This is a genomic window from Burkholderia sp. AU39826 (genome assembly GCF_020419965.1).
Classification (GTDB): domain Bacteria; phylum Pseudomonadota; class Gammaproteobacteria; order Burkholderiales; family Burkholderiaceae; genus Burkholderia; species Burkholderia semiarida.
The window spans coordinates 79345-102760 of record NZ_JAIZQG010000016.1 but is presented as its reverse complement, the minus strand read 5'-3'; the positions used below and the strand labels follow the sequence as shown (position 1 = coordinate 102760).

Annotated in this window: 17 protein-coding genes and 2 pseudogenes; 10 read left to right on the top strand and 9 right to left on the bottom strand. The window is 60.2% G+C overall.

The features are described 5' to 3' along the window. Positions 1-61: 61 nt before the first annotated feature. Complete coding sequence (locus tag LGM42_RS23985) at positions 62-304, top strand: hypothetical protein (protein ID WP_124864160.1); 243 nt, start codon at positions 62-64, stop codon at positions 302-304. 262 nt (positions 305-566) lie between these two features. Here LGM42_RS23985 and LGM42_RS23980 read toward each other — a convergent pair. Continuing rightward, positions 567-785, bottom strand: a pseudogene (locus LGM42_RS23980) (transposase); the annotation flags it as partial. 238 nt (positions 786-1023) lie between these two features. Here LGM42_RS23980 and rbsK point away from each other — a divergent pair. From rbsK to LGM42_RS23965, 3 genes are read left to right on the top strand one after another with little or no spacing between them, the layout of a single operon-like run. Continuing rightward, positions 1024-1950 carry a ribokinase gene (rbsK, locus tag LGM42_RS23975; protein ID WP_060314402.1) on the top strand — a complete coding sequence of 309 codons (927 nt, stop codon included), beginning with the start codon at positions 1024-1026 and terminating at the stop codon, positions 1948-1950. 40 nt (positions 1951-1990) lie between these two features. Continuing rightward, positions 1991-3364: an L-fucose:H+ symporter permease gene (fucP, locus tag LGM42_RS23970; protein ID WP_226225862.1), complete on the top strand. Its 1374-nt coding sequence runs from the start codon at positions 1991-1993 to the stop codon at positions 3362-3364. 2 nt (positions 3365-3366) lie between these two features. Continuing rightward, positions 3367-4419, top strand: coding sequence for an aldose 1-epimerase family protein (locus tag LGM42_RS23965; RefSeq protein ID WP_089466055.1), 1053 nt, complete (start codon positions 3367-3369; stop codon positions 4417-4419). Between the two features lie 70 nt (positions 4420-4489). Here LGM42_RS23965 and deoR read toward each other — a convergent pair whose 3' ends face one another. Continuing rightward, a complete protein-coding gene (gene deoR, locus LGM42_RS23960; protein ID WP_012337409.1) occupies positions 4490-5260 on the bottom strand; it encodes a DNA-binding transcriptional repressor DeoR in 771 nt (256 codons plus the stop codon). A gap of 146 nt (positions 5261-5406) precedes the next feature. Between deoR and deoC the strand changes: the two genes are divergently transcribed. Continuing rightward, positions 5407-6087 carry a deoxyribose-phosphate aldolase gene (deoC, locus tag LGM42_RS23955; RefSeq protein WP_226233370.1) on the top strand — a complete coding sequence of 227 codons (681 nt, stop codon included), beginning with the start codon at positions 5407-5409 and terminating at the stop codon, positions 6085-6087. A 169-nt stretch (positions 6088-6256) separates the two neighbouring features. Next, entirely contained in the window at positions 6257-6799 is a 543-nt protein-coding gene (locus LGM42_RS23950) for a DUF2071 domain-containing protein (RefSeq protein WP_226233369.1), read from the top strand. Between the two features lie 422 nt (positions 6800-7221). Here the strand turns inward: LGM42_RS23950 and LGM42_RS23945 are convergent, their stop codons facing one another. Together LGM42_RS23945 and LGM42_RS23940 are read right to left on the bottom strand one after the other, a co-directional pair. Further along, on the bottom strand, positions 7222-8229 hold the full coding sequence (locus LGM42_RS23945; protein WP_226233367.1) for an N-acyl homoserine lactonase: 1008 nt from the start codon (positions 8227-8229) through the stop codon (positions 7222-7224). A gap of 542 nt (positions 8230-8771) precedes the next feature. Further along, complete coding sequence (locus tag LGM42_RS23940; RefSeq protein WP_226233365.1) at positions 8772-11990, bottom strand: YadA family autotransporter adhesin; 3219 nt, start codon at positions 11988-11990, stop codon at positions 8772-8774. 542 nt (positions 11991-12532) lie between these two features. Here LGM42_RS23940 and LGM42_RS23935 point away from each other — a divergent pair. The 3 genes from LGM42_RS23935 to LGM42_RS23925 all read left to right on the top strand — a co-directional run bounded on the left by LGM42_RS23935 (position 12533) and on the right by LGM42_RS23925 (position 18540). Beyond that, positions 12533-13444 carry an N-acyl homoserine lactonase gene (locus LGM42_RS23935; RefSeq protein WP_226233363.1) on the top strand — a complete coding sequence of 304 codons (912 nt, stop codon included), beginning with the start codon at positions 12533-12535 and terminating at the stop codon, positions 13442-13444. Between the two features lie 680 nt (positions 13445-14124). Continuing rightward, positions 14125-14766: a response regulator transcription factor gene (locus tag LGM42_RS23930; protein ID WP_050014196.1), complete on the top strand. Its 642-nt coding sequence runs from the start codon at positions 14125-14127 to the stop codon at positions 14764-14766. Between the two features lie 336 nt (positions 14767-15102). Then, a complete protein-coding gene (locus tag LGM42_RS23925; RefSeq protein WP_226233361.1) occupies positions 15103-18540 on the top strand; it encodes an ATP-binding protein in 3438 nt (1145 codons plus the stop codon). Positions 18541-18622: 82 nt separating this feature from the next. Here the strand turns inward: LGM42_RS23925 and LGM42_RS23920 are convergent, their stop codons facing one another. The 5 genes and pseudogenes from LGM42_RS23920 to LGM42_RS23900 form a co-directional block, all read right to left on the bottom strand. Beyond that, a complete protein-coding gene (locus tag LGM42_RS23920; RefSeq protein ID WP_226233359.1) occupies positions 18623-19228 on the bottom strand; it encodes a S8 family serine peptidase in 606 nt (201 codons plus the stop codon). Between the two features lie 210 nt (positions 19229-19438). After that, positions 19439-20164 (bottom strand): response regulator transcription factor, encoded by a 726-nt coding sequence (locus LGM42_RS23915; protein WP_226233357.1) that lies wholly within the window; start codon positions 20162-20164, stop codon positions 19439-19441. 444 nt (positions 20165-20608) lie between these two features. Continuing rightward, positions 20609-20806: a hypothetical protein gene (locus tag LGM42_RS23910; protein ID WP_155644557.1), complete on the bottom strand. Its 198-nt coding sequence runs from the start codon at positions 20804-20806 to the stop codon at positions 20609-20611. Positions 20807-21713: 907 nt separating this feature from the next. Beyond that, a pseudogene (locus tag LGM42_RS23905) lies at positions 21714-22108 on the bottom strand (transposase); the annotation flags it as partial. Between the two features lie 49 nt (positions 22109-22157). Next, entirely contained in the window at positions 22158-22391 is a 234-nt protein-coding gene (locus LGM42_RS23900) for a tautomerase family protein (protein WP_226233356.1), read from the bottom strand. A 266-nt stretch (positions 22392-22657) separates the two neighbouring features. On the opposite strand from LGM42_RS23900, the gene LGM42_RS23895 reads away from it, so the two are divergent. Continuing rightward, positions 22658-23299 (top strand): response regulator transcription factor, encoded by a 642-nt coding sequence (locus LGM42_RS23895; protein ID WP_060314373.1) that lies wholly within the window; start codon positions 22658-22660, stop codon positions 23297-23299. The last annotated feature ends 117 nt before the right edge of the window (positions 23300-23416 follow it).

Below are 23416 nucleotides of genomic sequence, written 5' to 3'. Positions count from 1 at the left end.
AAGCGTGCCTGTTCCGGTCCCTGAGAATACAGAGGGCCTGCGGGGCGTACGGGAAAGGTTTATGAAATTGCCCGACTGCCGAATGGAGCCGGAACCTATGGACGCCGTGTTCTCGGATCGGGTATTTGCTCGCGACTGGAAATTCCCCGGCATCCCTGCTGGCCGAAACACGGCTCGCGGTTGCGAAGCAACTGAAGACGATGGCGACAAATTTTCCGGCGTTGTATCTGCTTCCCTCGAAATGCTGGGGGAGTTCGAAACCTTTGGTCTCATGGCATTGGCCTCCGTAGGCATCGCGGTCTAAAGACGCTACAGTAATGAGGTCGTGCGCATCGTCAGGTACTGGCGCGAAGAAATGTGCCACCAGGCGCAACGAAGCCGCCGCATCTTGTGCCATGCAGCGCGTCTCCCGGAAAGCGAAAACCGGGTCGCGTGGCTCGCGCTGCGGGAGGCGGCTCGCAGCGCGTATGTTGTGGCGTCCAACTCGTCACTGTAATGCTGGCGCACTTCGCCGCTTGCCTATCCAGCGGATCTGTAATCCGCTCGGTTCCTGAGAGACGGTTTCATCAAGACGGCTCGACGCGCCGGAGGGTATTCCAGCAGATCAGGCAGCGACCGAGTTTGAGGAACGCGCCGTGAACGTCCGTACGTCGCTCGAAACGAATACGGAGGCGACGGAAGCGATGCAGCCAAGCATGCGTGCGTTCAACGACCCAGCGCTATTTGCCAGGGCCACTGCCATGTCCGGTACTGCGCATGGTGATCACCGGTTCGATACCCTGCTCGCACTGAGTGGATTTCCGGCCTAGGTCTTTTTGCACATTGCCTCCCTTCATCCAAGTGCGACCTTATTCGTATGCCGACACCAGGATGGGGTTTCCACCCGCCTGCCCGTCGACCCAAAAGTGACCCCGCTAACATCACAGGATTGCGTTTTCACACTTAATGTGATTTTATTATCATATTTGGCGAACCGCCGACCACGCGCGCGGTCGCCCCCCTATACCAAGGAAGAGACAACAGATGGAGACAATCGCCGTCATCGGCAGCAACATGGTCGACCTCGTGACCTATGTCTCGCGCATGCCCGTTCGGGGCGAAACGCTCGAGGCGCCGAACTTCGAACTCGGCTGCGGCGGCAAGGGCGCGAACCAGGCCGTCGCGGCCGCGCGGCTCGGTGCGCGCGTCGTGATGGTCACGAAGGTCGGCGACGACGTGTTCGCCGACAACACGATCCGCAACTTCGAGCGCGAAGGCATCGACACCACGCACGTGCGCAAGGTCGCCGGCGTGTCGAGCGGCGTCGCGCCGATCTTCGTCGAGCCCGATTCGAGCAACAGCATCCTGATCGTCAAGGGCGCGAACCGCCACCTGCGGCCGGCCGACATCGACGCGGCCGCGCCGATGCTCGCCGAATGCGCGCTGATCGTGCTTCAGCTCGAAATCGAGCTCGACACCGTCTATTACGCAATCGAATTCGGCGCGCGGCACGGCATTCCGGTGTTGCTGAACCCCGCGCCCGCCGTCGCCGACCTCGATTTCGAACGCATCCGTTCCGTCGAATTCTTCGTGCCGAACGAAACCGAGCTCGCGATCGTGTCGGGCATGCCGGTCGATTCGCGCGAGCGCGCCACCCGTGCCGCCGAAGCGCTGGTCGCGCGCGGGCTCAAGCACGTGCTCGTCACGCTCGGCAGCAACGGCTCGCTGCTGGTGTCGCGCGACGGCGCGCGGCACGTGCCGGGCGTCCCGGTCGACGCGCGCGACACGACGGGCGCCGGCGATGCGTATATCGGCTGCTTCGCGCGCTGCTATGCCGCGTCGCGCGACGCGCTCGACGCGATGCGCCACGCGTCCGCGTACGCCGCGCATTCGGTCACGGGCCTCGGCACGCAGAAGTCGTACGCCGACGCCGCGACGTTCGAACGCTTCCTCCGCGACGCCGGCCTCTGACCGGCGCCTTCATCGACGAGACATTGGGAAGGAGACACCCATGAGCCGAGCCCGGATCGAACACGCCCCCGACGGCTATTACCTGAACCGCACGCCGCTTTTCGCGTTCACGCTGCTGTGCTGCCTGTTCGCGCTGTGGGGCACCGCCGCGAACCTGAACGACGTGCTGATCGCGCAGTTCAAGAAATCGTTCTTCCTGTCCGATTTCGAATCGGCGTTCGTGCAGTCCGCGTTCTATCTCGGCTACTTCTTCCTCGCGATTCCGGCCGCGACCGTCGTGAAGAAGTTCAGCTACAAGACGACGATCCTCGTCGGCCTGCTGCTCTACACGACCGGCTGCCTGCTGTTCTTTCCTGCCGCGTCGATGGCGAAGTACGGGATGTTCCTCGTCGCGCTGTTCGTGATCGCCGCGGGCCTGTCGTTTCTCGAAACGGCATCGAATTCGTATTCGACGCTGATGGGCCCGCGCGACACCAGCACGCGGCGCCTGAACATCTCGCAGACGTTCTATCCGTTCGGCGCGATGGCCGGCGTCTACATGGGCAGCTTCCTGATCTTCAAGGAAGGCGACGCGTCGCATGCGCAACTCGCGGCGATGTCGGCCGCCGACGCGCACAGGCACCAGCTCGCGATGATCCAGGCCACGCTCGAACCGTACAAGTGGCTGATCGTCGTGCTCGTCGCCGTGTTCATCGTGTTCGCGCTCACGCCGTACCCGGCGTGCAAGGGCCACGGCGCGGGCGCGGTCACGCACCGGATCGACGCGCGCGGCACGCTCGCGCGCCTGTTCGGCAACCGGCGCTTCGTCGCGGGCGTGGTCGCGCAATTCCTGTATGTCGGCGCGCAGGTCGGCGTGTGGAGCTTCACGATCCGGCTCGCGATGCAGATCGGCGGCCTCACCGAGCGCGGCGCATCGCGCTACCTGCTCGCGACGTTCTTCGCGTTCTTCGTCGGCAAGCTGGTCGCGACGCTCGTGATGAAACGCGTCGGCCCGGCCAAGGTGCTGATCGTCTACGGCATCCTGTGCATCGCGCTGCTCGCGTACACGATCGGCGTGCACGACATCACCGCCGTGTATGCGGCCGTGTGCGTGAGCATGTTCCTCGGCCCGTGCTGGCCGACGATCTACGGACTGACGATCGACGGCCTCGGCAAGGACACCGAATACGGCGGCTCGATCCTCGTGATGAGCATCGTCGGCGGCGCGGTCGTGCCGCTGATCCAGGGGCTGATCTCCGATCACACCGGCGGCAACATGCAGCTCGCGTTCGTCGTGCCGCTCGCATGCTTCGTCGTGATCGTCTACTACGGCTTCTACTGCCTGCGCCACCTGCCGGCAGCCACGCCCGACGCGGCGGCCGACGGCCATGCGCCCGCGCGCTACGCCGCGACGCGCAACACGTCGGGAGCGTGACCATGCGGGGCGAGATCGAACTGCGGCGAGACGACTTCCGCGAAGCGCCGCGCACGCTGTACCGCACCGACGGCCTCACCGTCACCGCGTTCGCGTATCCGTCCGGCGTCGAGGCGCTGAAGCTCGACAACCGCCGCGGGCACCTCGTCGTGCTGCCGTATCTCGGCCAGATGATCTGGGCCGCCGAATTCGACGGCCGCGACCTGACGATGAAGCACATGTTCCGGCAGCCGAAGCGCGCGACGTCGATCATCGATACCTACGGCTGCTTCATGTTCCACAGCGGGCTGCTGCGCAACGGCTGCCCGGGGCCGGACGACACGCATGCGCTGCACGGCGAGATGCCGTGCGCGCCGATGGACCGCGCGAGCCTCGTTGTCGGCTCCGATGCGCGCGGCGCGACGGTCGAAGTGACCGGCGAATACGAATACGTGCAGGGCTTCGGCAGCCACTACGTCGCGCGTCCGTCGGTGCGGCTGGCCGAGCACGATGCGCGGATGACGATCGCGATGGACGTGACGAACCTCGGCGGCACGCCGATGGACCTGATGTACATGGCCCACCTGAACTACGCGTACGTGCCGGGCGGGCGCTTCGTGCAAGCGTTGCGTCCAGGCGGGCTGCGGCTGCGCGACAGCGTGCCGGCCCACGTGAAGCCGACCGCCGCGTGGCGCGACTACACGGCCACGCTCGCGCGCGATCCGGCGCGGCTCGCGACGCTCGATGCGCCCGCGCTGTACGACCCCGAAATCGTGTTCTTCATGAACGACGTTGAAACGGACGCCGACGGCGTCGCGCATTTCCGGCTCGTGCATCCGGACGGCGGCGCGTTCCATACCTCATACCGCCCCGAGCAATTTCCGCATGCGACGCGCTGGATCCTGCACAACGCGGACCAGCAGGTCGCTGCGTTCGCGCTGCCGTCGACCTGCGAGCCGGAGGGTTACGAAGCCGAACGCCGCAAGGGCCACGTCGCGGCGCTGGCGGCGGGCGCATCGCGCCGCTTCGAAGTGCTGACGGGCTACCTCGGCCCGGCGGAAGCCCGCGATGCGTGATGCGATGAGAGGCGCGATGAGAGGCGCGACGAGAAGTGCGCTGCATGGCGCGCCGCCCGCCCGCGCCGCATCAGGTCACGAGCGCGATCCCGTGCTCGCGGATCGCCGTTTCGTAGCGACGGCTCAGCTGCCCGTCCGAGATCACGTAGTTGAAATCGGTCAGTTCGGCGAAATAGGCCGCGCGCACTTCGTCGAATTTCGTGTGATCGACCAGCAGAAAGCGGTTCTGCGCGCGCGCCATCACTTTCTTCTTCGCGTCGACTTCGTGGAAGTTGAAGCACGTGACGCCGCAGCGCTCGCTCACGCCGGCCGCCGAAATGAACGCCTTCGACACGCGCACCGAATCGAGGATGCCCGTTTCGGCGACCGATTCGAACACCATGTTCTGGCGGTGATACGCGCCGCCGCACAGGATCACGTTGCAATGCGGCTTCTGCTGCAGCTTCGCGAACACGTTCAGCGAATTGCACACCGCGGTGAATTCGAGGTCGTCCGGAATGAAGTCGACGATGAACGGCGTGGTCGACCCGCAGTCGACGAAGATCGTGTCGCCGGTCGTCACGAATTGCGCGGCGAGCTTGCCGATGCGGCGCTTTTCCTCCGTCTGCCGGTTGTTCTCGGCGCTGATCAGGTATTCGCCGATGTCGCTGCGCTGCGCTGCGAAATGGCGCGTCACGTAGCCGCCGATCAGGCTCAAGCCGTGCGGGTTGTCCGCGAGATCGCGGCGGATCGTCATTTCGGACACGCCGAACAGTTCGGCGACTTCCCTCAGATGAATCGCGTTCTGCCCTTGCAGCACGTTCATCAAGGTCTTGATCCGTTCGCCCTTCTTTGTTTCCATGCCGGTATCCTGCGTGCCCGCCGCGTGAGTCGTTCGTCGTGCCGGGCGCGCGGGCCCGGCCGGAATGTCGTATTTGTAACAAACCGATGTGAAAACATCAACTTTCCGTGTGCCCTTTTCGCACACGATCCGTGGAGTCCTGACACATGCCGCTTTCCAACGCCCAGCTCGCCCAAACCATCGATCACACGCTGCTCGCGCCCGACGCGAGCGACGCGCAGATCCGCGAACTCTGCCGCCAGGCGGCCGAGCATCGTTTTTACTCGGTCTGCGTGAATTCGGCGAACGTGCCGCTCGCCGCGCGCGAGCTGGCTGAAACCGGCGTGCTCGTCTGCGCCGTGGTCGGCTTTCCGCTCGGCGCGGGGTTGTCCGCCGCGAAGGCGTTCGAAGCCACCGCCGCGATCGCGGCGGGCGCCGGCGAGATCGACATGGTGATCAACATCGGCGCGCTGAAAAGCGGCCGCGCCGACGACGTGAAGGTCGACATCGACGCCGTGCATCGCGCGTGCGGCACGGTGCCGCTGAAGGTGATCCTCGAAACGGGGCTGCTGACCGACGACGAGAAGGTGCGCGTGTGCGAGATGTGCCGCGATCTCGGCGTCGCGTTCGTGAAGACGTCGACCGGGTTCGGCCACGGCGGCGCGACGCTCGCCGATGTCGCGCTGATGCGCCGCACCGTCGGGCCGACGCTCGGCGTGAAGGCGTCGGGCGGCGTGCGCGATCGCGCGGCCGCGCTGGCGATGCTCGAAGCCGGCGCGACGCGGCTCGGCACGAGTTCGGGCGTGGCAATCGTGACCGACCAGGGCGGCGGCGGGTCGGGGTACTGACGCGCGAACGGCGGGCCTTTGCGCGCGTACGTCATGCGTCGGGCTCGGCCGTCGGAATCCATTGCACAAGCGGCAGCCCGCGGCGCGCCGATGGCAAAATACGCGCGCCGTTCGTCTAAAGCTTCGCCGCCTCTTCCGGGCATGCGACAACCCCGGCACAATGCCGCCCATGCGCAACGACAACGCCTTCATTTACCCGTCCACCGGCCTCGCCGGGCGACTCGCCAACCGGATCGTCGCGAGCCGTCCCTTGCTGCGCGCACGCCGCGCGCTGCTGTCGCGGCTGCCGTTCCTGCAGCTCGCGAGCGACGTCGAGCATGTCGTGTATTGCACGTGGGTCGTCGACGTCGCGGCCGTCGAGCATCTCGTGCCGCGCGGCATCACACTCGCGAGCCGAGGCGGCCGCACGCTGTTCACGACGCTCACCTACCGGCATCGCCACTTCGGCCCGCGTCTCGCCGGCCCGCTGCGCCGCGTGTTTCCGTCGCCGCTGCAAAGCAACTGGCGGCTCTACGTCGACGCGCTGCCGGACGGCGTGCCGGCCGAGCGCACCGTGCTGTTCGTGAAGAACGTGTTCGACCACCCGCTCTATGCGCTCGGCAGCCGGCTGTTCAGCGACGCGCTGCCGTCGCATCTCGCGCGGCCCTTCACGCACGAGGCACGCGACGCTTTGGGTGACAAATATTGTGGAAATTTCCGCCAAAAGAACTAGCCTTCACTCATCATGGATTGGAATGCTAGTCCGGCGGTTTATCCGCCACATCTGCGTTCTCGCGTGCGCACGATGCAAAGCAGCAGTTTTTAACCTCGGACTCTAACTGCAGTTCGGACTAAAACCGGGGGCAGGTCAACCGCCCCCAGCGCCGCCGAAACGAGCGCCGGATGGACGCCAACGCGCATCGTTGTAATTGGCTTCGGCGCAAAAATAGCCTTCCACCACTGCTACCAGCACGAGTACGTGCCAAGAGCACTCCCGAGGATCGGGTTACCGCGCACAACACGTAAATTGCGCGTGCAGAGGCGCACCCACACCGTACTTAGGCTTACCCCGCCTAAACCCTTGCCCAACTCGGCCTGCTTCAATACGTATGCGATCTGCTCTTCGGTGAACTTGCTCTTCTTCACGGCATGACCTCACGTGGGAGGAATCGGTGGAACCAGCAGCATCGGATCAACCCGCGGATTCGCAATTTGCGGAGGCACGACCATCTGATCATTTTTGTCATAGACGAATGTAGCCTCGTCTGACCGCGATGACGGAAGCGTTATCCGGATGATGGGTACGATGCGCTTCGAGGCTTGCTGGTAATCCACTTGGTCACCTTGGGCGCCTTTGAGTCCATTTGTGTGACCTGCAAGATAGAAAAATGCCATGATTGGCAGCTTCTCAGGGATATCTTGCTCCCATGTAGCTAAACGCAGCTCATTTTGCTCGTGCATGGATTCTTCGCCGATCAACGCCATTGCCTCAATGCTGGTTTTGAAAATCGCAGAGGTCGACGGGGCGCCGTGATGTACGTCGAAGCCACATTGGTGTGCGTGCTTATTGCCACTTGTGCTGCGGTAGTGTGAAAGCCATTCCGAAGCAGTTGAAATGCCTCGCGCCTGACATGGACCGCTGTCAGTCGGAAATGAGTTATCCGCACCGCATCCTTTGTCCACTCGATTTTCAGTGTTGGCGTCGATCGGGAATGAGCATAGAACTTCAGGCTCGACGACATTTGGCTTTATATTATATCTATACGGAACGAAAATTAAGCCATTACCATACCCATAAGCCAGTTTTCTGAACTTCGAATCTTTTCGCAGATAGGAGAAGGAGACGCCTCCACTCGAAACGGAAGCAGGACTCGGGTTCCATGAGTGGTACTGAGACGAATGCATGGTCCCGCGAAGCATTACCCCGGAACAGCGGAACGGCGGGTTTGTCGCACTACCACAATCGGAAGCCAGATTATTGTAATTGTCCGTGAGCTGTTGTGCGACCTTGTTGCCAGCGACTCCGACAAGCGCAACCGCGCCACTTTCGCCAGAGTATGCATGGGCGGGTGAGATCCCAGCGAGGAAAAACACCATTGCCGTCAAGATAAAAAACGATTTTAATTTCATTTTTCCACTTTTATTAAAATGTATAAAATTCACGAAACATGCCGATTTTTCATCATCGACACACTTGCTTTAACATGATTGAGCGGGCGAGCTCCACCATCTGGCCCGGTCGCTAATGGAATGGGCGCTCCTCGACATGGATATGCGGAAATGGCGAATAATCAGAAGCGATGCCGAACAGGCGCCATGGCACCGTTAATTTTCCCGACGAGATGGGCAGCCCGATGGCGGCATTGCTTATGGGAGTGAATAATGCGTTTCCGCGATTCTCGCTTGTGACGGCTTCGGCGCACGGTAACCGCCCGCGGCCTGTCATGAGCCGCTCTGTAGAATTTCCAGGTGGTCGCGGCGGATATCGTCAGTACTCGCAGGCGATTGATCGTTGAAGTCCCAACGCTCGTTCGGCGCCGCCGTCACTGAGCATATTTGCCCAAGGCCGGCGGCTCGTCGGTAACCTCTATCTCGTCGCTCCACGTCTGCTGGTCCTGGCGCGTACTGCCGACAGGACCAGCCCTGGCAATGAGGTGCGTCCTAAGCGCCACCCGCAACGCAGTTCACGGCGTCATTCCGGTTGCTCACCACACGAAACCAGCGCCGACACCGCCCGCCACGGTTCCTCGTGTGTTCGTCGAGCCGGAAGCCTTGATGATCCAGCGCCCGGCGTAGGTGGACAGACCCACCGCAAGAGCAGACTGGCCGGCGTACGTGCCGCCTCCCACTGCGACGACGCTCTTTCCAGGCGCCGGCGCTTGCGGCAGCGACGCAATGGCCACGGCTGACGCGGTGCCCCCATTTGCATCCGCACGATCGTGTTCGATCTGCGATCGCAAGCCGCCCACCGATTCGTTGAGCTGCTGGACGTTGACGGCATCCGTCGGTGCGACACCGGCCGACACGTTGGTCAGCGTGCGCGTCATGCCCGTGGCGCTGTTGCCGAATGAGACGGCGTTGTCCGCGTCAGCCACGGAACCCGCACCAATCGCAACGCTGTTATTGCCCCAAGCCGTCGCGCCCTGGCCGACCACGGTGCTGTTCTCGCCATGAGCCAATGCAGCTTGCCCGATCGCAGTGCTATTGATTGCACGCGCATCCGCCCGGGCGCCCATCGCTGTCGCGCCCGACGCTTGCTGCGCCGAATTCGCGCCGATTGCCGTGGTGTCGCCGGCATCGCTGTTGATAACGGAGCCTGAGCCAGTCCCGACATCGCTAACGTCCCGGCGCAGATTGGCCATCGTCATGACCCGGCTATCATCGCGCGAGTCGCCTGCATCGGTTTCGATCTTGCTGACGCGATCATCCATCGTGCCCATTCGGTTTTCGAAGTCGCTTTGCAGCGAGGACAACTGGCCATAGTTCACCGCGTCGTATCGGCTCTTGCCATCGGCAACGTTGGTCAGCATCACCGGCGCTGCCGACGGACCGCCCAGCGTCACCGAGCCATAGTTCGGATTGCCGTGCGAGTCGAGATCGTAGCGCAGCGCCAGCGAATCCGTGGCGCCATACGCCGCAGCCGCCTGCACCGCCGCCGATACCGTCGCGTACTTGTGACCGTGCACTTCAATCGAATGAATGGCGACGTGGCCGCTTCCATCGACCGTCGTGTCGCCGCCGATCGCGTTCGCAAGACTCGCAGCCGCGCCGTGCAACTGCGCCACGTTCACCGCGTCGGTACCTTGCGTACCCGCCGCAACGTTCACGATCTGGCGCTCGCTTCCTGCATTGCCCACTGAAACGGTATTTGTTCGACTCGCCCGGGAACCCGCCCCCAGTGCCACGGCGCCGTCCGCGCTTTTTTCCACCAAGGCTTTCGCGCCGAGCGCCATTGCGTCGGTCACATTGCGGGCAACGCTCGCCCCCGTGCCCAGCGCAATGCCATTCGTCGCGCCCACCACGGTCTCTGCGCCACTGCCGATCGCAATCGAACTCTTCCCGATCGCGTGCACGTTGTTATTACCGATAGCGATCGCGTTCTCGCCGTTCGCCCTCGCCTGCGAACCGATTGCAAGTGCACTGGCTCCATTCGTGGTCACATGCGAGCCGATCGCCACCGAGTACGGCTGCTCGGCGCCGGTTTGCGCCATATTGCCGATCGCCACGGAGTTGTCCGAGTTCGCGATGGTACGCATGCCAATGGCAATCGTGTCTGCGCCCGACGCAACTGACCCGACACCGATTGCAGCTGAGGTCGTACTCGCCGGATCGCCGTCGGCGATACTCGCCGCGTTCGGCAGGCTGCCGTCAGCGCCCTGGCCGTCAATCCGTACGAAATTCGACAAACGTTGCTCGTCGATGGCAGAGGGATTGGCAGCCAGCAAGCTGCGCCGCGACGCCAGATCGGACGAGAGCTTGTCGGTACGGCTCGACACCTTCCCGATCGCGTCAGTCAGCTGATTCAAGTTGACTGCGTCGGTACCTTTCGTACCCGCCGCCAAGTTCGAAATGCGGCGCTCGCGCCCAACGTCGCCAATCGACACTTGATTAGCTTCCATTGCGACCGAGTTGATACCGATCGCGACCGAATTGAGTCCGGTCACGCGCGAACCAGCACCCAAAGCGATCGAACCGTTCGCTATCGCATTTGCACCGGCGCCTACTGCAACGGCATTCGTTCCCGTCGCAATCGCGTCGACACCTTGCGGCTTGATTTGGATAGACTTCATCGCGAGGCTGACGTCAGCCAGCTCATCCCGTATCGGCTGCGTAGCGGCAGTCAATTGCCCCACATTGACCGCATCGGTATCCGCGCTGCCTGCCGCGACGTTCTTCAACGTCGTGCCATTCTCGCCACGCAGCGTTATCGTGCTGCCGGCGGCGTCGTCGTACGCCACCGCGTTTGAATCCCTACCGCCGCCACTATCCGCGGCTGCCGCAATCGCATCGCCGACGTTACCGTAGGTTTTGTCACCGACGCGATACTTGGGCGCCGTCACGTTACCTGCCGTGTCCACCGTCGAACCGCCCCCCAGCGCCGTCGCGACACTCTGTGACGCACGGTGCAATTGCGAACCGTTTATTGCTTCCATACTCGTCGCGCTGACCGTGCCGGCCGCCACGTTCTTCAGTGTCGTGCCCTTCACGCCAAGCGTGATCGAACGCTTTGCGGAATCGTCGTAAGCGACCGCATTCGGATCCGTACCGCTATCGGCCGCCGCCGCGATTGCATCCTCGACGTTGTCGAATGATTTGCCGCCCACTTGATATGTCGGCGCCGATACGTGGCCGTTGGTATCGATGTTCACGCCAAGCACGTTCGCCACCCTCGAAAGCTGGTTGACGTTGACTGCATCACCGGCGCGGCCGCCGTTCCTGACGTTGGAGACTCTAGAACCCGAAACGCTGATTCCCTCCTGGGACGACAACACAAGCCGATTGCCGACAATGGTCGCTCCTTCGGAATCAACAATTATCCGATTCGCCTTGAATGGATCGTTACCATAAAACAGCCCGGTCGATCTACTTCCCGCCCATACTCCCGACCACAAATATGTGTCGGCCCCATTTCCGGAGGTAAGATAAGAGAAATACCGGCCCGCCATCTGGGAAAAATGAGCCCCACGCACACCCCTATAATTTGAATTATCCCATCTAGCGCAATTTTCAAATAGCACGCCGCTATTGATGCAGTTGCTGGCCACCGGGGTTTCATATCCAATATATGGATTGTGCGCATACGCGGCAGAAGAGAACAGGACGCCACACCCGCCGCCAGCGACCGTCGCGAGAACGACGGAAACCTTATACAGCTCGCGCGCACCCACATGCAACACCGTGCCTGAAACAAATTTACGTCGCATACTAATCAATTCCAATAGTTACAACAAAAACCAACAACCATCAAAACAATTCTCCAGAATTTTAAAATCGGTTGCATTGGCAACAGAATACCGGCATCTGGAGAGCTGCCTCAATACATAGTCGGCGTGCTGTTGTAATTTCGGAAATTTCCCCAGTTCCAGAATTATCTAGCAGCGTTTCGAAACGAACACGCTTATCGTCCCGGTCGTGCGGTTGCATATATCCAGTTGGCGTTGCCCCTCCGCGCCGCGTAACGACGGATTCGATGCATAGCATCCTTGGAGCACCGAATGTCGGTGTTTCGGCGGTTGGTAACCGAGGCATCGTGGAAGATCGATGCTCACGGGCATGCACGCCGATCTCTCTTTCCAAGCGTTGTGCAACGCGCGCCCCGTGGTTTGCCGTCAGCGCCGCAGGGCGAGAGTCGACACGACAACTCCTGAAACACCCGAACGATACGGAGGATTTTATCGAACAGAAAAATGGCGATTAAAAATCGCAACAAGGGTGCCGCCAGCCAATTTCCACCAACAACATCACCATGAATCATTTATTCAAACTTTTCTTATCTTCAATAGCAATCATTTTTCTCAACCAAACCGCGGCTGCGCAAAACATCGCCGCTCAGGCGGAAGCAAAAGTTATCGACTACGTCGGACCTATTGCGATCAGCCAGCTATACGATTGGTATTACAAAACTCCCAAAAGCTGCGGCGGCCAGTATCGGCCAGCTTTCCTGTGTAGCGGAGTCATGTTGCGCGCCACCGTGGAAAGTCCCGCATTCCGGCCATGGAACCCAAGCCCGGCCTCACAAGCGAGTGGCGGCGTCTCTTTCTCGTGGATCAGAGCCGACAGTAATTTTTCAAAGCTTGTTTTCGGTTATAAGAATGGATTCATACTATACCCAGGATATAGCACGCTTCAAGGCAAAGACAGCATCATGGTTCTCTGTGCGTATTCAATGGATGGCGGCACCGACCAGCGCCCTGGGAATGGTTGCGGCGCGTCCGCCAATTACCCTGCCGAGAGCCGTCCCTGCATCGATCAGGGAATCACAGATGCTCAAAAGTGGATAAAACATTTTGATTCGCTAAAGATAAAATACAGCGATCAATGCGGCTGGGATGTCACCAAAGGACACTCTGGCACCGCAGATCATTTTTATCAAAGCATTCTGGCGAGGAAAAAGATGCTTTCGCCATGGTGGGACATCCAAAACGAGTTGCGCGTGGCTACATGGAAGCAAAACAATGGTAAAAAACTTCCGATTCATTCGTTTTTCTACATAGCCGGCGACAACCAGGCCCTAACCAATGCCAAAATCGATCAAAAAACCTTCTATCAGGAATATGGAATTGTAGTTCCGGTGGTTGCGATCACTCTTCCAACGTCGAAAGGCAAGGAAGCCTCTTTTTCCTATCAACGCAGCGATCAATCTCCGGAAGTTTTGTAACTGAATTGGGGGCTTTGACTCCCAAGCTCGGCAGGATGTCCGCCCTGGTCGACACCGTCCGTAACGTGAAGACGTGCCATGTCATCCGATGCGGAATCCATGCTGCGACGTCACTCCAGTGTGGTCCGCACGATACCCGGATCCGCCGATTACGCCGGACCGCTTCAATCCTGAGCGGCGCCCTCTCCATGCACGACGGCAGCAATCAGAGACGCACTCAGCAGCAGAAATTCCTGCACTGTATACCCGAGCTTCCGCGCCGCCGACTCGATATGTCGGTAATCACTGGAATCCACCTCCACGATCACTGCCTTACCGTCCACCCAAGCGCTTCTCATTCCTCCTCCTTGCATCCGACTTCTTGTATCTACTCGGCTTCATCCTCGATGCCACTTACAACGTTGCCCGGTACCGAAACACCCCAAAAAAGAGCCGTAACGATCAGCATTCTAATTACCACTATACTCACCAAAAAACCGCCCAAAAAAATTTACCAGTATAAGACGAATAAAAACCTGAGAAATCCAGATAAGACTATAAGGCAAATCGTCCATTTTACACATCAGCCAATGCTTATTTTCAATCCAGGCACGTAGGCGCATTCTGGTTTTATTCTTTGATGAGCATAAGCGGTCTATCACTTGCTAAACTTTGCCGAAATTAATTTTGGGGATTCTGAAATGGCTTGGCGCGTTGTGCTCGCAGACGACCATCCCATCATGTTGCTCGGTTGCCGTCTTCTGATTGAGCAGAATGGCATGGAGGTCGTGGGAGAGGCGCGCGACTCGAGCGAGTTGATGTCCATCCTGGCTCACGTCGCCTGCGATATCGTCATCACGGATTTCTCGATGCCCAACACCGGACGCGCCGATGGACTTGCAATGCTGTCGACCCTTCGACGGGATCACGGCGCCTTACCCGTCATCGTGCTCACGAATATGGCGAATGCCGGTTTGTTGCGTGCAATGTTGAACGAAGGCGTACTGGGCATCGTGGAAAAGGGCGCGGAAAAAAGCGAACTGTTCGCTGCCGTTCGCACTGCGCTGCGAGGTGCGATCTACATCAGTGCCAGACTGCAGCGCGAATTGACGAAACTCGGACTGACCGAGATGGAAAGCCAGCGGGCGGCGAATTTGACGCCCCGCGAGTTGGAGGTGCTGCGCCTTCTTGCCAGCGGCAAATCGCCGACGGAAGTCGGCCAGATACTGCATCGGACCATCAAGACCGTCAGCTGGGCCAAGACATCGGCAAAGCGCAAGCTCGGCCTCAAAAGCGATGCCGAACTGTACGAGTATGTCGTCAATCTCGGACTCATTGGCTGATGCCGCTTGCCCGGCCGCGATGGCGGTTGGACGTGGCAGACGGCCCCGGTTCAAGCGTCATGCCCGCCGGAACGATTCGGTTCACGCCCCCATCAACTGAAATGTGCGTGCCGCATCGGCGGCAGCATCGCCATCCCATCGCACGGTAAGTCAATTTTGAAGAACAGCTTGTGGGTCAGCTCGCGGTTGAGCGTGGCTGTCGTCGTCGCGGTCCTGAGCACGTGCCCGATCGAGTCCGTAACGGTTGTAAATGTCGGAGAATCGACGCTTCGGTCGGCGGTGCCCTGGCCGAAGGAACCGACGGTACCGATACAAACCCATCGCAGGGTCGAGCACTTGACGCTTACGCCGGAAGACCGTAGCTGGCTGGCCTCGCTTCCCCCGATCAAACTGGGCGTGGACCCGGAATGGGCGCCCATTGCCTACCTTGACGCGAACGATCGCCCGAGCGGCATTGCTGCGGACTATCTGGAACATATCTCGGCATCGCTCGGCATTCGCTTTGCTGTCGTGAAAACGAATTCGTGGGCGGAAACCTTGTCTCGCGCGCAGTCGGGTGAACTGGATGCTGCCGTACCGGTCAATACGCCGGTCGCCCGTGACGGGGTCTTGCTCTATAGCGTCCCGTTCATCACGCTCCCGGACGTGGTCGTGACGCGACCTCACGTGTCGCCGCAAGGCATCGTCGATCTAGCCGGCCGCCGGATAGCGGTCTCGGATCCCAGCGAGCTTCCCGCCACGGTACGGCAACAGATGCGCGACGCGGAAATCGTCATGGCCGCGAGCGCTCATCAAGCGATGAGCGCGGTGGCAGAAGGACGTGCCGATGCCTATGTCGGAAACGCGGCGATCGTCGATTTCAACATCCGGAACTATTTCCCCGGCATTCTCAAGATCGCGTCGCCGGCCGATCTCGACAGCCGGCTGAGTATTGCAGTCAACCGCCGCTACGAACGACTGATTCCCCTGATCAACCGCGCGATTGCAGCTATCCCCAAGAGGGAACAACAACGCATTCGAAGCCGATGGCTGTGGCCTCGATATTCGGCGGGCCTGCCATGGAAAACGTTCGAGCTTGTGTTGCTCGGCACCGCGATCGTATTGGCAACCATTACCACTGCATACGTCCGGCTGCGCCGCGAGGTCCGCCGGCGATTGGCAGTTGAGCGCGAACTGGCCGATCAGCTCAGCTTCCGCGAAGCGCTGATGGAATCCCTTCCATACCCATTGGTCGCGAAAGATAGCGCGAACCGATATATCGCACTCAATCACGCTTATGAAACTGCATTCTCGGTGAAGCGCGACGAGCTGATCGGTAAAACGATGCTCGACGCGTCGCCGCTGGATCCCCAATGGAATCGGAGCATCCACGCGATGAGCGAGCGAGTTCAGGATCAGCAACAACCTCATCACGCCGAGGTCAACCTGATGGATCGCGACCAGAAGCAGCGGTCCTGGCTGTACTGGATGCATCCCTTTCAATTGCCGAGCGGAAAGCCGGGCGGGCTGCTCGTCACGTTGGTGGATGTCACCACGATTCGTGATGCAGAACAGCGTGCACGTGCACTGGATCAACGATTGAGGCGCGTGACCGCCCATCTTCCGGCGGTCGTCTTCGAATTGCGTCGCACCCCGGATGGCGTGCTCCGTTTTCCTTATGTCGGAGGCAATACCCGCGCCATGTGGGATCTGGATGCGCAAACGATGGAAGACGATGCGCTGACGGCGCTTTCACGGGTGCATCCCGATGACCGACCTCTCATCAAATCGGCTGTCAGGCATTCCGCACGGACCATGCAGCGGGTTTCCATCGATTTTCGCTGCCGTTCCCAGGGATGCGAGCGCTGGATTCACACGGAAGCGACGCCCCAAACCGAGCATGACGGGACGATATTCTGGAGTGGCGTCTGGTCGGATGTCACTCACATCAAGGCGCAAGCCAGGGAACTGGCCCGTGCGAAAGAAGCGGCCGAATTGGCCGCGGCATCGAAAGCGAGATTTCTCGCCACCATGAGCCACGAGATACGCACACCGATGAACGGGATCATAGGGATGCTCGAGCTGTTGCGACACGAGTCGTTGAGCATCAGGCAGCAGCGCATGCTTCACATGATCGGGGAATCCGCGATGACGTTGATGCAGATTCTCGACGACGTCTTGGACTTCTCGAAGATCGATGCAGGACAGTTGGAAATCGTGACCGAACCGACCGACCTGCGCGCGCTCCTGGACGGCGTCAGTGGGGTAGCCGCCACACTCGCCCACGACAAGGGCCTCGTCGTGCGCAATTTCGTCAGCCACCGACTCGCCGCTGAACTCGAGATAGACGGCCTGCGTCTTCGCCAGATTCTATTCAACCTGATGAGCAACGCAATCAAGTTCACGGAAAGCGGCGAGGTCGGCGTACGCGTCGAGATTATCGACTACCGCAATGCGTGCCAGCGCGTTCGCTTCACGGTACACGACACGGGCATCGGCATCACCCCGGCGCAACTGCAATGTCTGTTCGCGCCTTTCACCCAGGCCGACACGTCGATCTCGCGCCGCTTCGGCGGCACCGGTCTGGGGCTGGCCATCTGCAAACGACTGGTCGAACTGATGCAGGGCTCCATTCGCATCGAAAGCACGCCGCGTGTCGGTACGCACGTCATCGTCGAATTCGACCTGAACGTCCATCTTGTGGCTCGGTCTACGCCGGTCGCAGGCAAGCAGGCCAGTATCGACTTATCCGACATAGCGCTCGCGGCCGCGCTGCGCGAAGTTCTGATGCCGCTCGGCGTCGTCGTGACCGGCGATACGTCGCGGGCAGACATACGCTTTGTGGACGAATGCCGGCTCTTCGAAATCCGCGACGACGGGCTCGTTATCGGCCTGACCGACGAACCCATCCCGACGGGCTACGAGATCTCGCCCGACGGCACGTGTCGGCTCAGCCACAATCCGTTGACATGCGCCGCGGTCGAGGCATTGTGCCTTCATGCCACTGCCGCACCTCGCTTCGCAGGGACCGATACCCGTCCTCCATCCGTTGAATATCCGTCGTCGGGTATTCGAATCCTCGTCGTGGACGACCATCCGATCAATCGGCTCGTCATCGAGGCGCAACTCGCCCGACTCGGCTATACCGCCATTGCGGTCTCCAACGGCACGGACGCACTGCACGCGCTGGACGATTCCGGTATCGCGCTGGTGCTCAGCGATTGCGCGATGCCGGACATGGATGGTTACGACCTGGCGAGACGTATCCGCTCCCGCGAGCCCCGATCGCGGCGCATCCCCATTCTTGCGTTGACGGCCAATGCATTGCCCGACGAAGCGATTCGGTGCGCCGAAGCCGGCATGGACGGCCTGCTCGTCAAACCCACCACGCTGGCGGCACTGCGCGAGCAGCTCGCGCGCTGGGTGCCGGCGTCGCCTTGCCAGATACAGACAGACGCCATGCGCTGGCTTTCCCCGCCCGTCTCGCCTGAAGAACGCACGCACTTGCCCAAGCTGATCCGGGGATTTCTGGTCGAGACCGCGAAGGATATGGCCTTCCTTCAGGCCGCAATACAAAGCGGCAACGCAGTGGCGGCGGCCGAGCATATCCACCGCATCGCCGGCGCCAGCAAATTATTCGGCTCGGACGTCCTGGCTGATGCCGGCGAGCGATTATCCGAGCGACTTCGAGAGGATGGCGTGACGGGCCAGGAGGCAGCACTGGCGGCGTTTTTCGCACAAGTCGAGCAGTTGACCACCAGACTCAGCACGTTGATGGCCGCACAGCGTGAATAGTGTGGCCACCCGGCGCGAAAAATCGGATTGTGGCGAGCGCCACCTCTAAAATGAAAGTCAGCCCTTTCATTAGCGGGTCGGGCTATTCCGCTCGGCGGCAGCAGTCGATACAGCAGCCTGCTGCATCGTGTATGCCACCTCTCGGCGAAATCACCCTGCGCGATCGTGTCTCCGGCGCAATTGACGCAAAACGTGCCGTGCGCTTCAAAATGCTCGCGACCTCAGCGGGGGCCAACCAAGGGTTGGTCGTCAACATCAGCGATACCACGCCCGACACCTGGGGTGCCGCGAGACTAGTGCCATGCATATCGCCGTGGGACGCATCGGCCGGTGCTCGCGTACCGGTATGGGAGAGAGTCCCGATGTTCGTCCCCGGTGAGCTCAGCGTCACACGTGAATGCGTATTGCCGCCGAGCACGCGACGACCGGCCTGGTTGCTTTTCGTCACTGAAATCATATCCCGACAACCCGGCGATGCATCGATCTCGCTAACGACATCATTGCTGGCGGCAGCGACAACCGTCACGCCTTGCCCCATGAGATCGTCGATAGCGTCCTGAAATGTCCAACTGCAGGCGTCGACCGATGCGACGCTCAGGTTGACTGCCTTTTCAGGACGTCGATTTTCCAGCGCGCGAGTAACCGGCACCGCCGCCCATCGCGTTCCGTCAACTACATCGTTGTACATGCCCCGTGCCATCACGGTGCCGTAGCGTTGCGTCCCGCCTTACGAGGAAAGTAATACGGCTATCATTACAAAAGCGGGGCATAAGAGCGGGAATTTCCTACGATCTTCAATCACGTCGAGCTCGAAAACGTAATTTAACGATGGCGCGGGCGGCCCTTTCATTGAAAAGAATTATCTTCATAAAATGACCAAACCGCATCAAAAAATCAGCTAGCCTCGCCAAAGCATATCCCGCACGGCGTCTACCAGATCGACATTGGTCTTCACGCCGAACTTCTTCATTGCGTTTGCCTTTTGCGTACTGATCGTTTTCCGACTTCGACTGAGCTTTTCGGCGATTTCGCCGACTGCCATTCCGCGCGACAGAAGCCGTACCACATCAAGCTCGCGCGGTGACAATAAATTGGTTCGCACCTGCCCGTCACCACCTCGACCCGAATCGCACAGCATATCTCCCGCAATGTCCGGATCCACATACCTTTTCCCGCGCATGACTTTATCGACGATTTTCGGCAAGGAAAGTGAATCGTCACTCGATTTCACAACGAATGCCGATACGCCCTTTTTCATCACGCGCTGGACGGACAGTCCATCCCTCAACTCGGCCAACAGGATAATCTTCACGTTCGGATGGTTTCTGCGGATGGTTTCAAGCATTCGCATCCCGTCCGGCTCCGGATCGTCGCCAAATGCATAATCGCAAATCAACACATCACATTCGCAAGTGCTCAACATCGAGGCCATGCCGGACAACGTATGCGCCTCGGCGACGATTTGCATACTTTCCACACTCGAGAAAATGTGACGCAGGCCCTGCACTATCATCGGATAGGAGTCTGCGACGACAATATTTATCTTCCGTGTCGAAATAAAATCATCTGCATTCATGCCGGACGAAAACGAACTCGAATAGCTCTCTCGATCAATAAAACTCATCGATGGAAATTCCAAACATGACTATCAAAAAACTGTCGTGGCGACACCTCCGACACGACAGAAGGTATCAAGTCACTGCGACAGTACGCTATCCCAAGCTGGAGATCGTGACACCGACGGTCGCGCGAAATCCAATGCCTGAACAATAGCGCTCGACATCGCCGCAAGGGACTAGAAAATTCTCATCGTCGGCGCAAAAAAAGCACATTCGTCGTGCATCATTGCGAAGACCATGGCGCGCGAAAGGCGCTTAGATGCGTTGGTAACCTACATGCGCAGCCCGTCTGGTATGTGCACGTGGCTCATGCCTGCCGTTCTCAGCGCAGATGGCATGTCGCGCCCGATCGAATGGCATTGTTCGATCACGCGTCATGGGGTGCCCACTGGCGGAACGGCTTCCGGATCGCGAGGATTTCGGCTGGGTCGTGAACGCGTCGCCCACTGTCAATACGGGATCAGGCGCGGGTGGTTGATGGAGTCGAAGTGCCACTCGCCCAGTTCGGAGAGGGGCTCTCGACGGCGGGAATGATCCCGTGTCACTTCCCGCCAGTGCGCGAATTCAGCGTCGGTCATGTCAAGTCCTTCGGCCAAGCGCTCTACCGGCACTCCATGCTCGGCCTTGGCTTGCACGTTCGTGCGCATCGTTCGCACCGAGGTGTGCCCGCCACGGTTGTGAGACTTCGTCACTGCCGTCGGGGCGGCAGCGTTGCGCACCGGGTCACGATGCGATACCTCATGCCGTGACATGGCATGCGAATACGGCCCCAGCGCCACCTCCACCTCTACGTCATCAGCGGCCGATACGCGCGCTGGTACCGATTGCCGCGTCGACACACCCGAGATGGAGCCCCGGTAAACGGTGCCTGGAGATGGATGTGCTGGCCCGTTCTCGAGCACATGTGTCGCAAGGCAGCACGACGCCACGAACACAAGGCCAGCGGCAAGCGTCCGCCGCAACGAACGGGACGCAGGACGCTGACGCAGCCATGCAGCGTTGCCGGATCCGAAATCCGCCGCGGACGCTTTTGCTTGCTCACGCGAGATTCCGTGGGAGCACAAGTCGAACACGCGTGGCCCGGGGCCGCCCCTTTTCTCACACATGCTACGGCACCGACCGTACGGCGGTGGCACATCCGAAAAAGGGGGCGTAAGCGGGAGCGCGAAACGACCGGTAATGTCCTGCATATCCGTATGTGAGCGACGATTCTGCCGACACGTGACGCGTCGCCCCTCCGTCAATTTGAATGAAGTGCCGAGTATCGCTGTGGGTTCCGACCGCCGTAAATCAGCCAAGGACGAATCAGCGCAATCCGGCGTCGGCCGATTCCCATCCGCCCCCGACTTGCATCCGCAGCAGCGTACTCAGGCGCAAGCACGATGGTGGCAGCCATCGCGAGCAGGACTCTCCCGGCAGCAGCATCTACGGAGTCGTGGCCGGTGCCTGGAGAATCACCATCGATGTCGGCTCCGCCGCAAGCACGCCAGTCGCTATGCTTGCCCAATGGGGTCGCGATTGATCCGGAATGCTTGTGCAGAACGCGCCCCTGTTCACCGCGATGATGCGTTCGTCAAAGCCGGTGAAGCGGCGCTCATGCTTGGGAATCAGGATCGGCTCGAAGCTGCTGTCGCGATCGCGGGGGACGTCGCCCCGGACCGGGCCGCGATCGGTGATGACCGTTTCGCCGCTGGCGCCGTTGCGCTCGTTGGCCTGCCCAGGCGGCTTGGACTGGCCCTGCAGGTAGCCAGATGCAGATTCATCTCGGCGCCCATCGCGCGCTCGATGACTGTCTTGTTGAACGCCAGCATCAGGTCCGGTACCTCGGCAGGCGTCATCGGCCCCTTGACCAACTGGTTCAGCAGTGGCTTGGGCAATTCAGGCAGCGGCCCACGGGCCGCTGCCTTGGACGCCACCGTCTGTTTCTTCTTCATTGGCGGCATATCCATGACTTTTACACCTCATGATATGCCCATCCACGAAATCACGGATAGGTCCTTAGTTAGAGGATTTGGCGCCTCTCATGCGTAGCATGTCGATCGTCTTCAACGTCACCTTGTGGCCTCCCGATGAGTAGAGCCCGTCCGGCACTTCCTCCACAATGACGACCATATGCGGACGAATATACTCTCCCGCTATTGCCGCAATCGCGTCGGTAACACCATCCATCATCTGCTGCGTCTTCTCTTGCGAAAACGCGCCTTTCAGCAGCTTCAAGGTGACAACTGGCATTGCTTTTCTCCCATAGGAATTGCCATCACGGCTTTGGGGCGCCCACATCACGAGGCGGGTACGTCCGGAATGAAGACCTTTCAGAGGAGTGCCGGCGTGGCATGGCGCGATCAAAAAACAATATAAAGTGATGCGCGCACTTTCGAAATCAGACAATTCTGATATTTATGAGAAGCGCACAGGCGTAATCTGGCTTTTTGGTTGGCGCACATCGGCCCCATATCATTTGGCAAACTCGGCCGATACTAATTAGTGGGGAGTCTGGAATGGCATGCCGTGTTGTACTCGCAGACGACCATCCGATCATGCTGCTCGGCTGCCGCGTTCTGATCGAGCAGAACGGCCTCGAGGTCGTGGGGGAGGCTCGCGACTCCAGGGAGTTGATGTCGATCTTGGCACGCGTCGCGTGCGATGTCGTGATTACCGATTTCTCGATGCCTAACGCCGGACGTGTCGACGGATTGCCTATGCTCTCGATCATTCGACGAGAACACGCAGCCTTACCGGTCATCGTGCTCACAAACATGGCAAATGCCGGGCTGTTACGCGCGATGTTGAACGAAGGTGTGCTGGGTATCGTCGAGAAAGGAGCGGAAAGGGCCGAACTGTTCGCCGCCGTCCGTGCCGCCCTGAGAGGGGCAGTCTACATCAGTGCCAAGCTGCAGCTCGAACTATCGAAGCTTGGGCTGACCGAAGCGGAAAGCCGGCGTGCTGCTAATTTGACTCCTCGAGAGCTCGAAGTGTTACGCCTTCTCGGCAGCGGTAAATCACCGGCTGAAGTCAGCCAGGTTCTCCATCGGACAATCAAAACGGTCAGCTGGGCCAAGATATCGGCAAAGCGCAAGCTTGGCCTCAAAAGCGATGCGGAACTCTACGAGTACGTCGCCAATCTCGGGCTCAACGGTTGACACTACCCTCCTCGCTGCGAGCGCCATTGGACGTCACGGTTCTCCCGGCTCAGGATCCATGCCCCAAAGCGATGAGGTACACGGCGCGTTGAAACGCCGTATACGGCGCGCGTTGCA

Bases quoted from the DNA above. Each gene is read 5' to 3' on its own strand.
- LGM42_RS23910 (WP_155644557.1), bottom strand. From the start codon at position 20,806: ATGCGCACGAACGTGCAAGCCAAGGCCGAGCATGGAGTGCCGGTAGAG.
- LGM42_RS23900 (WP_226233356.1), bottom strand. From the start codon at position 22,391: ATGCCAGTTGTCACCTTGAAGCTGCTGAAAGGCGCGTTTTCGCAAGAG.
- rbsK (WP_060314402.1), top strand. From the start codon at position 1,024: ATGGAGACAATCGCCGTCATCGGCAGCAACATGGTCGACCTCGTGACC.
- LGM42_RS23940 (WP_226233365.1), bottom strand. From the start codon at position 11,990: ATGCGACGTAAATTTGTTTCAGGCACGGTGTTGCATGTGGGTGCGCGC.
- LGM42_RS23915 (WP_226233357.1), bottom strand. From the start codon at position 20,164: ATGAGTTTTATTGATCGAGAGAGCTATTCGAGTTCGTTTTCGTCCGGC.
- LGM42_RS23895 (WP_060314373.1), top strand. From the start codon at position 22,658: ATGGCATGCCGTGTTGTACTCGCAGACGACCATCCGATCATGCTGCTC.
- LGM42_RS23920 (WP_226233359.1), bottom strand. From the start codon at position 19,228: ATGTACAACGATGTAGTTGACGGAACGCGATGGGCGGCGGTGCCGGTT.
- LGM42_RS23950 (WP_226233369.1), top strand. From the start codon at position 6,257: ATGCGCAACGACAACGCCTTCATTTACCCGTCCACCGGCCTCGCCGGG.
- LGM42_RS23985 (WP_124864160.1), top strand. From the start codon at position 62: ATGAAATTGCCCGACTGCCGAATGGAGCCGGAACCTATGGACGCCGTG.
- LGM42_RS23930 (WP_050014196.1), top strand. From the start codon at position 14,125: ATGGCTTGGCGCGTTGTGCTCGCAGACGACCATCCCATCATGTTGCTC.
- LGM42_RS23965 (WP_089466055.1), top strand. From the start codon at position 3,367: ATGCGGGGCGAGATCGAACTGCGGCGAGACGACTTCCGCGAAGCGCCG.
- deoC (WP_226233370.1), top strand. From the start codon at position 5,407: ATGCCGCTTTCCAACGCCCAGCTCGCCCAAACCATCGATCACACGCTG.
- fucP (WP_226225862.1), top strand. From the start codon at position 1,991: ATGAGCCGAGCCCGGATCGAACACGCCCCCGACGGCTATTACCTGAAC.
- LGM42_RS23935 (WP_226233363.1), top strand. From the start codon at position 12,533: ATGAATCATTTATTCAAACTTTTCTTATCTTCAATAGCAATCATTTTT.
- deoR (WP_012337409.1), bottom strand. From the start codon at position 5,260: ATGGAAACAAAGAAGGGCGAACGGATCAAGACCTTGATGAACGTGCTG.